This is a genomic window from uncultured Ellagibacter sp., from assembly GCF_934636505.1.
Lineage (GTDB): Bacteria > Actinomycetota > Coriobacteriia > Coriobacteriales > Eggerthellaceae > Ellagibacter.
In genome coordinates, this window is sequence record NZ_CAKUAL010000002.1 from 31,610 (window position 1) to 47,208 (window position 15,599).

Here is a 15,599-nt window from a genome sequence, read left to right on the forward strand (position 1 = left end):
AGACGGGGACTGCCAAAGCAAAGTGCCAAAGTGGTCTTTCGAGAACAGGAAGCGATACGCCATGAAGAAATTTAAAACAGAGAGCAAGAAACTGCTCGACCTCATGATCAACTCGATCTACACCAATCGCGAGATCTTCCTCCGCGAGCTTATCTCGAACGCGTCCGACGCCGTCGACAAGCTCTATTTCAAGAGCCTGACGGATTCCGACGTGCAGCTTTCCAAGGACGAGCTGGCCATTCACGTCGGCTTCGACGAGGATGCCCGCACCATCACCATTTCTGACAACGGCATCGGCATGACGAAGGACGAGCTCGACAAGAACCTTGGTACTATCGCGCACTCCGATTCCCAGGCGTTCAAGACCGACAACGCCGAGCAGCAGGGCGACGACATCGACATCATCGGCCAGTTCGGCGTCGGCTTCTACTCCAGCTTCATGGTTGCCTCCAAGGTACGCGTCGTTTCCCGCGCGTTCGGCAGCGACGAGGCGTGGGCGTGGGAATCCGACGGCGTTGAGGGCTACACTATCGCCGAGGCCGAGCGCGCCGAGCACGGCACCGATGTCATCCTTACGCTCAAGGAGAACACCGACGAGGACAACTACGACACCTATCTTTCCGAGTACGGCCTGAAGGACCTGATCAAGCGTTATAGCAACTACGTGCGCTACCCCATCCAGATGGAGGTTTCCAAGACGCGCGAGAAGCCGAAGCCCGAAGACGCCGGCGACGACTACAAGCCCGAGTACGAGACCTACACCGAGACCGACACGATCAACTCGATGATCCCCATCTGGAAGCGCAAGAAGTCCGACGTGACCGACGAGGAGTACAACGAGTTCTACAAGACAAACTTCCACGATTTCGCCGACCCTGCGCGTACCGTCTCGCTGCATGCCGAGGGCGCGCTGACCTACGACGCGCTGCTGTTCGTGCCGAGCCGCGCCCCGTATGACCTGTACAGCAAGGACTTCAAGAAGGGTCTCGCGCTTTATAGCTCTAACGTGCTCATCATGGACAAGTGCGAAGACCTCCTGCCCGACTACTTCAACTTCGTCCGCGGCATCGTTGACTCGCAGGACCTCACGCTCAACATCTCGCGCGAAACGCTGCAGCACAACAGTCAGCTGAAGGCTATTGCCCGCCGCGTCGAGAAGAAGATCAAGTCCGACCTTGAAAATTTCCTCGACAAGGATCGCGAGGGCTACGAGAACTTCTTCGAGAACTTCGGCCGCGGCATGAAGTACGGCCTCTACACCTCCTACGGCACGGCAAAAGATGTGCTGGGCGACCTGCTCCTCTTCTACTCGGCAAAGCAGAAGAAGATGATCACGTTCAAGGAATACGTGAAGGCTGCCGCCGATGGCCAGGAGACCATTTACTACGCCACGGGCGACTCCGTCGAGCGCATGGCGCAGCTGCCGATCGTGACGACGGTGCTCGCGAAGGGCTACGACGTGCTGCTGTGCCCCGAGGATGTCGACGAATTCTGCATGATGGCCATGTCCGATTACGCTGTGCCCGACGCGGCCGACCCCGACTCGCTCACCGCGTGGCCGCTTAAGAACGTGGGCGGCGAGAACCTCGGCCTTGAATCCGACGAGGAGAAAAAGGAAGCCGAGGAGACGGCCGAGTCCAACAAGGACCTGTTCGAGGCCATGAAGAGCGCTCTCGACGGCAAGGTGGAGAAGGTTGCGGTGTCCACGCGCCAGACCGACGCCCCTGCCTTCATCACCACCGAAGGCGGCGTGTCGCTTAAGATGGAGAAGATTCTCGCGGGCGCGCCGAAGAGCGCCGAGGAAGAGGGCGCGGTGAAATCGCATCGCGTGCTCGAAGTGAACGCGAAGCACCCGGTGTTCGAGGTCATGCAGAAGGCGCAGGAATCGGGCGACGACGAAAAAGTGAAGCTGTACTCGGGCATTCTGTACGACCAGGCGCTTCTCGTCGAGGGTATCCCGCTGGACGATCCGGTTGCCTACACTGAGGCGGTCACGAAGCTGATGAAGTAGGCCTCAGAGCCTCAGGGCCGCAGGGCGCGAACGGGGAACCGGGGAGCCTCAGAAGGGGAATCGGGAATCGGTTCAAGAAAACCCTTGCGCTTGCGCGATTGATTCGCTATTATTTGTTTTCGCGTCTGAAGCTTGTGCTTCACTCGTTTGCCAACGTGGCTCAGCTGGTAGAGCAACGCACTCGTAATGCGTAGGTCAGCGGTTCGAATCCGCTCGTTGGCTCCAGAAACTTACAGGCCGTCGGCATTGAACCGGCGGCCTGTTTTGTTGTTGAACGCGAAATAGGCGGGTTAGTGGTCCTTCCCGGTGGTTTTTGCCTCCCACTGTCGGACGGGCTTTCTCGTTCGTGTTTTCTTGCGGGGAGAAGAAGGTCGGCTCTGCTATTCTCTGTCGGACAGGACGCTTTAGAAGACGAAAGCGCTCAGGGCGGAAAGGCGGGAACATGAACATCGAGCATCTGCGTGAATTCGAATACCTCGCCGAGAACCTGAGCTTCCGCGATACTGCGCGCCATTTCTTCGTGAGCCCGTCTGTTATCAGCCGCCATATTTCGGCTATGGAAGACGAGCTCGGCACCAAGCTCTTCATCCGCTCGAAACAGTCGGTCGCCATCACCGAGGCCGGAACCGTTTTCCTTGACCGATCGAAGGCCATCCTTTCCGAATACAACGCCGCCCTTGCCGAGATGTCGCGCCTCGACGAAGGCGGAAAACCCGTGGTGCGTTTGGGCTATCTGCACAATGCGGCGCGCCCGTTCATCCTGCAATTCACGTCGTATCTGAAGGAGCATTACCCGGAAATCGAGATCGAGTTCAAAGGCATGCCGTACAAGATGCTCTATACCGCGCTCGATGACAACAGGGCCGATCTCAACATCATGCTCAACGTGTATTCGCCCCACCAGCAGCGCTATGAGCTCGCGACCATGTATCGCGATCAGTTCTGCGTGGTCGTCCGGGCGAACAGCCGGCTTGCGCGAGATTGCGCCGACGGCATCGAGCTTTCTCGTCTTGTGGGCCTTGACCTGCTCCTTCCAAGCGAGAAGGATTTCCCGGGCTTGCAGGAGCGGATGCGAAAGGTGCTCGAAACCGAGCCTTCCCTTCTAATGGAGCGCGCTCGCAGCTTCCGCGACGTCGACTCGATGTACATCCAGGTGGAAACGTCCAACAGCGTCGGCATTTCCACAAGCGCGAACTGGGCATACGGCTCGAGCAAGGTGGTGTATCTCCCCATCAAGGGCGTCGATGCCGGCATCGACGTGAACGCCTACATCGGCCGCTCGCTTTCGGGCCGCACACTCACTGCGTGCAAAGAGGCGCTTGCGAGCTGTCAGGCCTATCTTGAAGATTTCTCCGTGCTCGAGAACGCTCGCGTGCAATGGCGGGCACGAGTGAGCGCGCTCTACTAAGCTGGCTGTTGCGCAATCGCAAACGGGGTTGTTCCGCATATTGCAACAACGCTTGCGGAATGCGAATCACCAGGTCGGCGGGAAGACGCATACAATCATCCCAGTGAGAAACATCCGACGGTGTTATCCCCTCCTTACAAAGCTGTCGGTTGCACTCCCTTATCCCCTTTGGCTCGCCGCCCTCTCCAATCCTGTCGGCGAGCTCCTTTAAGGAGCCGTTATCCCAAAAGCGGCTCCTTTTTCTTTGGTTTCTCCGCGCACTTGGGCGCTGTCGCGCAAAGCCGTTGTACCCTTTTATCGGTACTATTCGATTGCGGGCATATAGCCCGAGAGGTTCGCCGCGTTTGCGAGGAGTGTCCATGTCCATTAGATTTGCCGCAGCTCAAGCCGTAAGCTCCATCTCGACGTGGGGCTTGAAGCACGTGTTCCGCCGGCCAGCGGCAAACTTCCCAGGGAAGATCGCGCTCTATGTGGACCCGCGTTTGCTCGCGAACCTGCGGGGGAAGCTTGCCCGCGGGTCGATCATGGTGGTGGGCACCAACGGGAAGACCACGGTGACCAACTTGCTCGCCGATGTCCTCGAAGGCTCGGGCGCCCGCGTGGTGTGCAACCGGACGGGCGCGAACCTCGATTCCGGCGTATCGACAGCGCTTCTTCACGCGAAAAAGGCGGACTGGGGCGTGTTCGAGTCCGACGAGCTGTGGTTGAAGAAGATGACGCCGCAGCTCAAGCCGACTTACGTGCTGCTTCTGAACCTGTTCCGCGACCAGCTCGACCGTTGTGGCGAAATCGATCGCATCCAGGACAGCATCGTCGAAGCGCTTGCCGCCTCACCTGAGACCATCCTCGTTTTCAACGCCGACGACCCCTTGTGCGCCACCATCGCCAAGCGCGCCTCTGAGCAGCCCGGGCGCGAGCGGACGCGCCAGATTGCGTTCGGGGTGGGCGAGAGCATGGGCCTTGCGCAGAACACGGTCTCCGACGCCACGATGTGCCAGCTGTGCTCGTCGATGTTCGAGTACAACTTCCGCCAATACGGCCAGCTGGGAGCTTGGCATTGCCCGACGTGCGGCTTCTCCCGCCCCGCGCTCGATTTCGCGGCGCAAAACGTGGAACTTGGCGAGCGCGAGCTTTCCTTCGACATCGCCAGCCCGCAGCCGAACGCGGGCGAGTCCGCACCTGCAAGGCCGATCCGCGCGGCATTCAGCGGTGCCTACATGGTGTACAACCTGCTCGCGGTGGGCGTCGCGGCCGACCTTGTGGGCTGCGGAAACGACGCGATCCAGGCTGCCATCGAGTCCTTCGACCCGAAGAACGGCCGTCTGCAGCACTACTCCGTCGAAGGGCGAAGCGTCCTGCTCAACCTCGCGAAGAACCCCACGGGCTTCAACCAGAACCTCAAGATCATCGAGAAGGACGCTTCTCCTAAGACGGTCGCCTTCTTCATCAACGACAAAGAGGCCGACGGCCACGACATCTCGTGGCTGTGGGACATCGACTTCGAGGAGCTTTCGCGCCAGGAGGGTTGCGTCGTGTTCGCCGGGGGCATCCGCGGCAACGACATGCAGGTGCGCCTGAAGTACGCGGGTATTCCTTCCAAGGTGGTGAAAAACACGCAGGAATTCCTCGACGAGCTGGCGAAACTTCCGTGCGAAATGAATGCTTACGCCATCGCGAACTACACGGCGCTGCCAAGCGTGAAGTCCGCTCTCGATGCTGTGGAAAGCGAAGCTGGCGACCTTGCGAACTGCGAGGCTGGCGACTCTGTGCGGGCCGACGGCGGGTCGTCTTCGAACGCGGATGCTCCTTCGTCTATCATTACGGCAGCTCCTGAGCCTGCGCGGGGGGCTCCGCGCGCAGTTCCGCAGCGAAGCGAGGACTGTTTGAGCACGGAGTCCCCCGCGCGGGATCAGGAGCGAACGGGGTCTAATGAGCGACTGGGCGCGGCAGAACCCGCCGAGATGGGAGAGTCCCCCGCGCGGGGTCAGAAGGGGACTACCCCCATCGTGATCGCCCACATGTTCCCCGACCTGCTGAACCTCTACGGCGACGGTGGCAACGTGCGCATCTTGAGCGAGCGCCTTGCATGGCGCGGGATTCCCGTCCAGGTGAAGCGCGTCGAATATGGCGAATCCGTCGATCTTGGCGACGTCGACCTGGTGTTTCTCGGCGGCGGCCCCGACCGTGAGCAGAAGCTTGCGTCGGCGGAGCTCATGCGCATGAAAGACGAGCTCGCCGCGTACGTGGAAGAGGACGGGCCGGTGCTTGCCATCTGCGGCGGGTATCAGATTCTCGGCAAGACTTGGCTGCTCGGCGATGAGGAAGTTCCCGGGCTCGACATCGTCGGCATCGAGACGCGCCGCCCCGGCACGTCCGCCGACCGCCTTATCGACAACATCGTGCTCTCCTCGCCGCTCGCGACGCATCCGGTGGTGGGATACGAGAACCACGCGGGCAGAACGTACCTCGCGGAAGGGGTGAAGCCTTTCGGTGCGGTGGTTTCCTCGGTTGGGCACGGCAACAACGACGCGGACAAGGCTGACGGCGCGCTTTATCGCAAGGTTCTCGGCACTTATCTCCACGGTCCGCTGCTTTCGAAGAATCCGGAAATCGCCGACTGGCTTTTGGCCGCCGCATGCGAGCGCCATGCCGGGCGAACGGGTGAAAGCGTGCCCGCGCTTGCCCAGCTCGACGACGCAGAGGAGCTGGCGGCGAACGCGTTCATGGCGGAGAGGGTCGGGGCGAAGTAGGCTTTCGCTCCGCGCGTTCGACCTGCAAAACAGGGAAGCGAAGCTCCAAGTTGTAGGTTTTCAGTGGGCGTCCTGCGGCTATTTGCCAGAATTGGGGCATCCTCGCTTGTCAATAATTAAGGCAGTCGGCAAAATCTATTTGACATGAGAAGAAATAAGAAAAAATCCCCCAACGCCGTCGGGCAGCACGGTCAGCACACGATGGACGCCCAAGCGTCCGCGAGCTTCGACCAAAAGTCCCCGACGCCCCACGCCTCCCATGCGGCGGCGTCCTTTGGTGACGGCGAAAACCTCGCCCCTGCGCAGAATCCCTACTCGCGTCGCGTGACGCAGGCGGAATACACCAAGAAGCGCAAGAGCAAGAAGCGCAAGAAGATCGTGCTTGCGGTGTGCATCGCCCTTCTGGCGGTGGTGCTCGGAGGAGTCGGCGCCGCGTTCGCCTATATCAACACCATCAACGCCAATCTCAACGAAGGCGTCGACGACGATCTTCGCGATGCGCTCGTCGACACGAAGTACGCCGGCGACCCGTTCTACATGCTGCTCATGGGCACTGACGGCTCGGAGGAGCGCTCGGAGTCGGCCGAGTACGCGGGCGATCAGTTTCGCTCCGACAGCATGATCCTCGCGCGCATCGACCCGCAGAACAAGCAGGTCACCATGGTGTCGCTCCATCGCGATACGCTCATCGACATGGGCACGAACGGCAAGCAGAAGCTCAACGCGGCGCACTCGATCGGCGGCGCGGCATACACGATTGAGGTCGTTTCGAAGTTCGCAGGCGTTCCCATCTCGCATTATGCGGAAATCGACTTCGACGGCTTCAAGGAAGCGGTCGACGCGCTCGGCGGTGTGGAAGTCGACGTCCCGATGGAGATCAACGACGAGGATGCGGGCGGTCATCTCGACGCCGGCTTGCAGACCCTCAACGGCGACCAGGCGCTCATCCTGTGCCGCGCGCGCCATGCGTACGACGCCTACGGCGACGGCGACCGTTATCGCGCCGCCAACCAGCGCCTCGTGCTTTCCGCTGTCGCGAAGAAGATCCTCTCCTCCGACCCGATCACCATGGCGAACACGATCCAGGCGCTCTCCAAGTACATCACGACCGACTTCAACGTGACCGACATCATCTCGCTCGCGTCGAGCATGCAAGGGCTCAACACCGACACCGGCATCTACTCGGCAATGGAGCCCACCACCTCGAAGCTCGTTAACGGCACCTGGTACGAATACGTGAACGAAAAAGAGTGGCAAACCATGATGCAGCGCGTCGACCAGGGCCTTCCACCGACTACCGAGGACGTGATCGACGAGAAGAACGGCACGGTGCTCGCCAGCACGGGCGACAAGGCGGGTGCAACCTCTAACACGTCTTCCACCACGACCGCAACCAGGTCGGGCAAGGTGACCGTGAAGAACGGCGCGAACATCGATGGGGCCGCTGCCACTGCCGCCACGAAGATCGAGAAGCTTGGCTACACCACCGAGACCGGCAACGCGAGCTCCTCGTTCTCGACGACGGTCGTCGTGTACACCAACGACAGCCAAAAGGAAGCGGCTGAGGAAATCGTGAAGCAAATCGGCAACGGCGTCGCGACCAAGAATGACGGGCGTTACACGTTCTCAACCGACTTCCTCGTGGTCATCGGCTCGGATTGGAAATAGCGCCTGCGCGCTTGCGGGCGCAGGGAGAATGGATGGAACACGCGCGGCCGGCGCATTGCGGGCCGCGCGTTTTTTATGGGAAGGGGTGCGGATGAAGTTCACGGTCATCGCGGTGGGGAAGCTCAAGGAGCGCTTTTGGACGGAAGCGTGCGCGGAGTACCTCAAGCGCTTGCAGCCGTATGCGAAGACGGAGGTGCGCGAAATCGCCGACGTGGACCCGCGACGTGCGGGAGGTATCGAGGGCGCGCGCGATAAAGAGGGCGCGGCGATTTGCGCGGAGCTCGACAAGCTGGGCCCGGACGTTCATGTGGCGCTTCTGGCGATCGATGGCAAGGAACGCTCGAGCGTGGGCATCTCCCAGCGAATCGATTCGCTGGCGCTTGCGGGGAAGAGCAGCTTTGCGTTTGTCATCGGCGGGTCGGACGGCGTGAGCGCGGAAGTGCGCGCTCGGGCTGATGAGCTGCTGTCGTTCGGTCCGATCACCCTGCCTCACAACTTGGCGCGCGTCGTGCTCTTGGAGCAGCTCTACCGCGCGCAGAAGATCTCGCACGGCGAGCCCTACCACAAGTAGACGGCCAGCCGCGGAAGGCGGCCAGCCACGGGAGAGCAGCCTACCACAAGAAGACGACTGGCCGCGGGGAAGGCAGCCAGCCGTCTATCGAGTTCGTGTCCCGCGCTCTGCGTGAGCTGTTCGCCTATGCGAGCAGCCCCTTGCCCGCACCGGAAACGACCGCCGATCGTGCGACCAGGTATGTCGACGCCAGATAGATTGCGTACACCGCAATTACCAGCGCAATACCAACGGCAAGCGTGCCTGCAACCGCCGAAGCGCCCCAAATCGACAGGAGGTTCTTGTACAGAAGGCTGATCGCGCATGCCGAGTGGCACCCTGCCACTAGAAGCGGCGCCCCGAAGTAAATGCCGATCTGCGTGCGCAGGCTTCGCAGAACCATGCTCCTGTCGCATCCCAGCTGAGCGAGCAGGCGGTAGCGCGGGATGCTGTCCGCCACCTCGGAGAGCTGCTGGACGGAAAGAACCGCCGCCGTGGTCATGAGGAAAACGAACCCGATGTAGAGCGCCAGGTAAACCAAGAGAAGCTTAAGCCCCATGCTGTCGGCGATGATGCCCTCGCTCGTGTCGTAATATGACACCGGCCACGGGCGAGAGTCGTATGTCCAACCGGCTTCGGCGAGTTCCTCGCGCGGGGGAACCGACTTGCCGTACTCGGTTAAGAGGTCCTCCATGGCCTGCTGTTTTGAATCGCTGGCCAGGTTGACGTTGAGCTCGCTCAGATACGGCAGATCGCCCGCGGCGAACCTCTCGGCCGCCAACTCATCGGGAACCACCAGCACGGCGATGAGGCAGCTCATACTGCTCACCTGGAGCGACTGTGAAACCACCTGTCCGGATGCGGTTAGAGTATGCCCGTCGACGGTGATGGTTCGCCCTTTCTGGCCAAGGGCCTTGGCGTACTCGGCCGATTTGTCGACCGTGTTGTCGACCAGATACTCGCCTGCGGCAAGTTCGATCGGCTTTTCGCCTGCAAGCTGTCGAGCAGCGTTGAACTGCGATAACGGCACGTACTGCACGCCTTCGTCAGCCATGCTGGAATTCTCGTCGGAGCCGATTTGCTCAAGCGTGAAGCCGCAAGCATCGGCAAGCTGCTTGTTCGTCAAGTCGCTCGCGAGCCACGTGTCCACCTGAGCCGAGCCGGTCACGCGTTCGTCCCAATCGGGAATGAGCGATTTCAGATACGCGGCGGTGGAGCCGTCGCTCGCCTGCCATAGGTTGTGAACCTCGTCGTGCTCGGCCTCGGCTATCTTGATGGCGGTCGCCTTCTCCTCGTCACCGCCATACTTCTCGGCCGGCACCGCTTCCATATCGGAGGTGTCGAGCGACATGAGGCTCGCGCGAATAGATGCGTCGAACTGGGTGTTCTCTTCCAGTTGATCGGAGAACATCGACGCCAAGCTGAAGCCCGTCGAGAACACGACGATGCTGAAGAACAGAAGGACGCTCACGGCCCACAGCGACACGAACGCGGTGTTCACCTTCGTCGCGATCTGGCGCATGGTGAACATGGCGAGACCCTTGAAGTAAACGCCCCGCAAACGCTGGATCAGCAGGATAAAGAACCCCGACGCCGACCAGAACAGGCCCAGCGTGCCGACGAGCATCAACACGGTTGCGATGCGGAAGTGTTCGCCGAAGTAGACCAGGCCATCGAGGTTGAGCTCGGAATACGCCTTCGCCAAAATCAGGCATGACAGCACGAACACAATCAGGCAGATGAGGGGGTTGCGCACGGGCATGCGCTCGCTGCGGGAGCGTGCCGAGAGCAGTGTGGCAAGTTTGCAGCGCGAAATCTGTATGGCGTTGAACAGGGCGACCACGACGAAGATAAGCGCGAAACAGCCCAGGGTCAGCTGCGCGGATCGGGCGCTGAACAGCAGATGGTAGTCGCCGATCGCCACGCCGATAAGGCCCGCCGTGGCGAAGGCAATCGCTTGCGAGATCAGAAAGCCAAGCCCCAAGCCCACCACCAGCGCAAGCACGCCGACGATCAGCGTTTCCGTCAGGACTACCGAGGAAACCTGTCGCGGGCTCATGCCGAGCAAAAGGTAGGTGCCGAACTCCTTCTTGCGGGCTCGAACCACGAACCGGTTGGCGTACAGGACCAAAAAGCCCAAAACGACGGCGACGACTACGCTGAAATAGGTCATGATCTGGGCCAAGATATCGAAAATGCTCGCACCAGATGCCAGGAAAACACCCTCGGCACCTTCTTGGGCTTCGAAAAGCACGCGCGAATCCCCGATAGCGTTGAAGGCGTAGAACACCGCCACGCCCAAGGCCAGGGTAACGAAGTACACAGCGTAGTCGCGCACGCTGCGGCGCACGTTGCGCAAGGCGAGTTTCATCAACATGATGACCGCCGCCTAGTTGCCGAGTGCGGTGACGTGCGAGGCCACGAAACCGACTGCGGAGGATGTGCCCTGCTTGCCAGAGAGAAACGCCTGAACCTCGAGGATGTGCTGGTAGAAGTCGGTTCTGCTGCTATCGCCGCGGCGCAGCTCGTTGAACAGCTTGCCGTCCTTGATGAACAGGATGCGGTCGGCATACGATGCCGCGACCGCGTCGTGCGTGACCATCATGATGGTGGCGTGCAGCTTCGAGTTCAACACCTCGAGCGTCTCGAGGAGAACGGCCGCGTTGCGTGAGTCGAGCGCTCCCGTGGGCTCGTCGGCAAGAACTAACTTCGGATCGGCAACGATGGCGCGCGCCGCAGCTACGCGCTGGCGCTGGCCGCCCGACATCTGGCGCGGGTACTTCTGTAAAACGTCCGTCACGCCCAGCAGAGTGGCGGTGCGCTCGACCTTCGTGCGGACGGCGTCGGCCTTCTCTCCTTTGATGGTGAGGGCCAAAGCGATGTTCTCGAAGCCGGTCAAGGTGTCGAGCAGGTTGGCGTCCTGGAAGATGAAGCCCAGGTCGTCGCGGCGGAACTTGGAGAGCTGGCGGCTGCGCAGCTGCGTGATGTCGAGCCCGTTCAAGACGATGTTTCCGCTGGTCACGGTATCGATAGTGGAGATGCAATTCAAAAGCGTGCTTTTGCCCGAGCCGGACGGGCCCATCACGCCGACGAACTCGCCTTCGCAGATGTCGAACGACACGTCGTCAAGTGCGCGCGTGACGGCCTCGCGCGAGCCGTACACCTTCAAAACGTTGCGCACGGAGAGCAAAACCTTGCGGCTATCGGGCTGATTCGCATTCGCAATGCCTGCTGGAGGGGTTGCGGTAACCACAGACATGGGGATTCCTTTCTCTTCGATTCGGCACATCCCCATGATGCGACGAGCGCGAAAACGAAGCCATCGAAGGGCCTTACCGAAATCTTACGGTTTTGTAAGGTTTGCCGCCAAGTCCATGCGCGTGCGGTCGAGCGGGAAGGTGAGCGCGATGGTCGTGCCCGCCCCCTCTTCCGAGGAAACACGCAGGCCAAGGCCCATTCTCTCGCAGGCGACAGCGGCAAGATAGAGCCCCATGCCCGTCGCTTTGTGGTGGGCGCGGCCCTGGCTTCCCGTAAATCCGCGATCGAACACGCGCGGCACGTCGGCGGCGGGAATGCCGTCGCCATCGTCGCTGATCAAAAGCTCGATGCAGCCGTCTTTCGTTCCCGCGTCCTTCACCGCGCCTTCGAAGCGAACGGTTTTCGCGCCGTACTTCGCCGAGTTCTCCAGAACCTGTCCGATGATGAAATCGACCCATTTCGCGTCGGCGAACACCTCGAGCGTCTCGTCGATCGCGAAATCGAGCGAAACGCCCGCGCCGATGAGCGTGCGAGACCTCTGGCGGCATGCCTTGCGAGCGAGTGCCGCAAGGTTTAACTCCTCGATGGAGAAATCCTCGCTCAGAGTTGCCGATCTCGCGTAGTATAACGCCTGTTCGACGCGCGACTCGATGCGATCGAGGTCGCCGCGCACCTCATCGGCCCCAGGTCCGTGAAGGCTCGACAACGCAAGCTGGGCCGATGCGATGGGCGTCTTCGCCTCGTGAACCCACAGCTCGATGTAGTCGCGGTAATCCTTCATGTCGCGGGAGCGGGCGGCAAGCTCGTCCGAGGCAGCCTTGCCCTGCACGGCGAGCGCACGATAGGCCAGTGTTCCCTCCAACGTGCGCGGCTCGTCCAGAATCGACGAGAGGTAGCGCGCGTTGTCGGGCGAATTGCAAAAGTGGTCCAGCTGCTGGTAGAACTCGCGGTTGCGCGAGAAGCCAACGACGAGCACAATGCAGGCGAACAGGGCCTCGCAAAGGGAAACGAGCGCGATGGCGGAAACGTTCGAGCTGGTCACAGCCAAGATACCCGCAACAATGAGCATGAGGGCGACCATGCCGAACACGAACCCGGCGCGCGAGCGAAGATACGCCCCGAACGAGTACGCACACTCGATGCGGTCCTCGGCAGCGAACGGCGCAGGCTCAGGATCGCGGGGCGAACCAACGGCCGTGTGGTCGGGCTCTTCCCAATTCGTGCTGCTCATCGAATCACATACCCCAGGCCGCGGCGGGTGGTGATGAAGTCGTCGGGTACGCCTGCGGACTCCAGGCTGCGGCGCAGGCGATTCACGTTCACCGTGAGCGTGTTGTCATCGACGAACGCGTCGGTTTGCCACAGCTCGTCCATCAGCTCGCTGCGCGAGATGATGGATCCCGCGTTCTCCATAAGGATGCGCAGAATCAGAAGCTCGTTGCGCGAGAGCTCCACGCGCTTGCCGCGATACGAGACCTCGGCCCGCACGCTGTCAAGGGAGACGCCGCCATGCTCGATTTGCCCGCGCGCCGAATCGGCTGACCCGCTGCGGGCGAGCGCGCGGTCGATGCGGGCAAGCAGCACAGCGGGACGGTAGGGCTTGACCACGTAGTCGTCGGCGCCGACGCTCATGCTCATGACCTCGTCAAACTCGCTGTCCGAAGAGGTCAGCACGATGATGGGGACGTTGCTTTCCTGGCGAATCGCGCGGCAAATCTCGTGGCCGTACGCACCGGGAAGCGAAAGGTCGAGCAGGATGCAGTCGGGGGCGGCAGCCAAAGCTTCGGCCGCGGCGTTCGCAAACGATTCGCAGCAAAGGCACTCGTGGCCCTTGAGCTGCAGCATGCGCACAAGATTCTCCCGTAGTGAGACGTCGTCTTCGACAATGAGCAAACGCGCCATTGGTCCCCCTTCGCGTCAATCGGATGAGCTGATGATAGCGCAACGGGAAGCCATCTGGCATTTCGTCATCGTACTGTAGCGCCGTTTTCGCGCTCTTGAGGCAGGGCGCCGTAAGCGCCGCCGCTATCGTTGCGATGCTGCAAAGTACGCAGGTGAACGCGCGCGACATGCATGTTTGGTCGTTTGTCGCGGGTCTTGGGAAGGTGTGGGGCGGCGAGATAGGAAGTCGGGTGAGCCGCCCCGCAGTTGGAAGGTAATGAACGGGAAGGTGGGCAAGCGCTTGCATAAGGAGGACACAGACGCTTGCCCGATGTGTTTCAGACCTCCTCAAGTATAAGACATATGCCAATAGATGACAAGCGCAAATTGGCACTATTTCGCACATGTCGCACTACGCGCTCGCGCTATACTGATGCGACTACGGGCGGCATGCCTGCTGCAACTGCGGGCCGCGTGGCTGCTTGCGACTGCGGGCAGCGCTCCGCCGCGGTTGCAAGAGGCATGCCCGCGCGTTGCTCCTCGCTTGGAAAGGTGAACCGATGAGACTGATCTCGTGGAACGTGAACGGCCTGCGCGCCGTTATGAAGAAGGGCTTCGAGGACATCGTGGCCGAGTTCGACGCCGATGTCTTCGCCCTACAGGAGACAAAGCTCCAGGCGGGGCAGGCGACGCTCGATCTTCCCCAATACCTAGAGTTCTGGAGCTATGCCGAGCGGAAAGGCTACTCAGGGACGGCGGTCTTCACCAAGCGCGCGCCTCTGCAGGTGCTTCATGGGTTGGGCTCGGAGTACCTCGACACCGAGGGGCGCATCGTCGCGCTCGAGTTCCCCGAGTTCTGGTTTGTCGACGTGTACACGCCGAACGCGCAAAACGAGCTCGCCCGCATCGGGCATCGCATGGAGTGGGACGACGCGTTCCGCGACTTTTGCAAGGGGCTTGAAGAGGGCGTGCTTCCCGGGGATGTTCCCGTCGAGCGCGCCGATGCCGACGGGCTGGTCGTTCTCGGCTCCGATGCCCCCAAGGACACCCCGCGCCACCCGCTCGGGGCAGGGCACATGCCCAAAGAAGTGCTTCCCTTGACGCAGGCGGGGGAGACCGCCGCGCCGAAACCTGTCATCATGTGCGGCGACTTCAACGTGGCACACAATGAAATTGATTTGAAGAATCCTGGTCCCAACAGGGGGAACGCGGGTTTCTCCGACGAGGAGCGCGGCAAATTCTCCGACTTGCTCGCCGCAGGCTTCACCGACACGTTCCGTACCCTTCATCCCGATACGACGGGCGCGTACTCGTGGTGGAGCTACCGTTTCAACGCGCGCAAGAACAACGCGGGGTGGCGCATCGATTACTTTTTGGTGAGCGACGGAATCGCCGACAAGGTGGAGGACGCGAGCATTTACAATGAAGTATTCGGAAGCGACCATTGCCCGGTGGGCATTGACATAGCACTGGAGGATTAACAGCCTATGGATACTCGGAAAATCGAAGAAGGCGTGCGCCTCATTCTCGAGGGCGTCGGCGAGGACCCCAATCGCGAAGGGCTGCGCGAGACGCCTGCCCGCGTGGCGCGCATGTACGAAGAGGTGTTCGCGGGGCTCGCGCAAGATCCCGCTGTCCACTTCGAGAAGACCTTCGACGAGCACTGCAACGAGATGGTCCTCGTGCGCGACATCTCCTTCTACTCGATGTGCGAGCATCATCTTGTGCCCTTCTTCGGCAAGGCGCACATCGGCTACATCCCCGCCGCGGACGGCCGCGTGTGCGGGCTCTCGAAGCTCGCGCGTCTCGTGGAAGTGTTCGCGAAGCGTCCTCAGGTGCAGGAGCGCCTGACCGGGCAGATCGCCGATACCCTGGTGGAGCAGCTCCACCCGCAGGGTGTCATCGTGGTGCTCGAGGCTGAGCACATGTGCATGAGTATGCGCGGCGTGAAGAAACCGGGCAGCCGTACGGTCACGAGCGCGGTTCGCGGCGTGTTCGCGGGCTCGACGCCGGCTTCGCGCGCTTCTCGCAGCGAGGCCATGTCGCTTATCCTTCGCGACGCTCGCTAGGCGC

General features: G+C 61.3%; 11 protein-coding genes and 1 tRNA gene. 8 read left to right on the top strand and 4 right to left on the bottom strand.

The genetic code is table 11. The features are described 5' to 3' along the window. Positions 1–61 precede the first annotated feature (61 nt). The 6 genes from htpG (at position 62) to Q0G18_RS00450 (ending at position 8,408) form a co-directional block, all read left to right on the top strand. The gene (gene htpG / locus Q0G18_RS00425; RefSeq protein WP_297148428.1) at positions 62–2,011 is read left to right on the top strand and encodes a molecular chaperone HtpG; all 1,950 of its coding nucleotides are present in this window, start codon (positions 62–64) and stop codon (positions 2,009–2,011) included. A 149-nt stretch (positions 2,012–2,160) separates the two neighbouring features. Continuing rightward, a tRNA-Thr gene (locus tag Q0G18_RS00430) sits at positions 2,161–2,236 on the top strand. Positions 2,237–2,453: 217 nt separating this feature from the next. Next, entirely contained in the window at positions 2,454–3,419 is a 966-nt protein-coding gene (locus Q0G18_RS00435; RefSeq protein ID WP_297148431.1) for a LysR family transcriptional regulator, read from the top strand. A gap of 359 nt (positions 3,420–3,778) precedes the next feature. Next, entirely contained in the window at positions 3,779–6,169 is a 2,391-nt protein-coding gene (locus Q0G18_RS00440) for a MurT ligase domain-containing protein (protein WP_297148433.1), read from the top strand. 144 nt (positions 6,170–6,313) lie between these two features. Then, a complete protein-coding gene (locus tag Q0G18_RS00445) occupies positions 6,314–7,837 on the top strand; it encodes an LCP family protein (RefSeq protein WP_297148435.1) in 1,524 nt (507 codons plus the stop codon). Positions 7,838–7,928: 91 nt separating this feature from the next. After that, positions 7,929–8,408 carry a 23S rRNA (pseudouridine(1915)-N(3))-methyltransferase RlmH gene (locus tag Q0G18_RS00450; RefSeq protein ID WP_296060047.1) on the top strand — a complete coding sequence of 160 codons (480 nt, stop codon included), beginning with the start codon at positions 7,929–7,931 and terminating at the stop codon, positions 8,406–8,408. 124 nt (positions 8,409–8,532) lie between these two features. Here the strand turns inward: Q0G18_RS00450 and Q0G18_RS00455 are convergent, their stop codons facing one another. From Q0G18_RS00455 to Q0G18_RS00470, 4 genes are all read right to left on the bottom strand, one after another. Then, on the bottom strand, positions 8,533–10,764 hold the full coding sequence (locus Q0G18_RS00455; RefSeq protein ID WP_297148437.1) for an ABC transporter permease: 2,232 nt from the start codon (positions 10,762–10,764) through the stop codon (positions 8,533–8,535). Positions 10,765–10,776: 12 nt separating this feature from the next. After that, complete coding sequence (locus tag Q0G18_RS00460) at positions 10,777–11,646, bottom strand: ABC transporter ATP-binding protein (RefSeq protein ID WP_297148439.1); 870 nt, start codon at positions 11,644–11,646, stop codon at positions 10,777–10,779. Between the two features lie 84 nt (positions 11,647–11,730). After that, positions 11,731–12,876, bottom strand: a complete 1,146-nt coding sequence (locus tag Q0G18_RS00465; RefSeq protein WP_297148441.1) for a sensor histidine kinase — start codon at positions 12,874–12,876, stop codon at positions 11,731–11,733. After that, entirely contained in the window at positions 12,873–13,547 is a 675-nt protein-coding gene (locus tag Q0G18_RS00470) for a response regulator transcription factor (protein ID WP_297148443.1), read from the bottom strand. Before Q0G18_RS00470 ends, Q0G18_RS00465 begins: the two co-directional genes overlap by 4 nt. 539 nt (positions 13,548–14,086) lie before the next feature. On the opposite strand from Q0G18_RS00470, the gene Q0G18_RS00475 reads away from it, so the two are divergent. Both Q0G18_RS00475 and folE read left to right on the top strand, forming a co-directional pair. Continuing rightward, complete coding sequence (locus Q0G18_RS00475) at positions 14,087–15,007, top strand: exodeoxyribonuclease III (protein WP_297148445.1); 921 nt, start codon at positions 14,087–14,089, stop codon at positions 15,005–15,007. A 6-nt stretch (positions 15,008–15,013) separates the two neighbouring features. Beyond that, on the top strand, positions 15,014–15,595 hold the full coding sequence (gene folE / locus Q0G18_RS00480; protein WP_276995754.1) for a GTP cyclohydrolase I FolE: 582 nt from the start codon (positions 15,014–15,016) through the stop codon (positions 15,593–15,595). Positions 15,596–15,599: the final 4 nt, after the last annotated feature.